The sequence below is a fragment of the Catenibacterium sp. GCM10023432 genome, from assembly GCF_042651925.1.
GTDB lineage: Bacteria > Bacillota_I > Bacilli_A > Erysipelotrichales > Coprobacillaceae > Catenibacterium > Catenibacterium mitsuoka.
Genome location: NZ_JBHSEB010000068.1, coordinates 5,203 through 5,528, shown reverse-complemented (window position 1 = coordinate 5,528; position 326 = coordinate 5,203). Strand labels below are relative to the sequence as shown.

At 34.7% G+C, this 326-nt stretch carries 1 pseudogene; it reads left to right on the top strand.

What is annotated here, in order from left to right:
• Positions 1–326: pseudogene (locus ACFOZZ_RS08890) on the top strand (hypothetical protein); the annotation flags it as partial.

The window sequence follows — 326 nt, the reverse complement described above, 5'->3', positions numbered from 1 at the left end:
ATAAACTTTATCATGCAGCATCTGAAATTATGGGTCATCAGAAATTATCTGGTGAAGTTGAAATAGATACACAGTATAAAAGTATAAACCTAAAGAGAACACGTCCTCAAAATATGCCTAGATACTCAAAGAAAAGAGGTAAACAGGCTGCATATAGAGGAATATCTCATCACAAGGTTGCCATTGTCTGTGCTACAGATGAAAATGATCATATGATGATGCATGTATCAGGTCTTGGAAGTGAGTCATTCGATAAATATAAAGCGAATAAAGACTACTTTAAGGATGTGGAAGAGTTCATATCAGATTCAAAGGCAAGCATACAA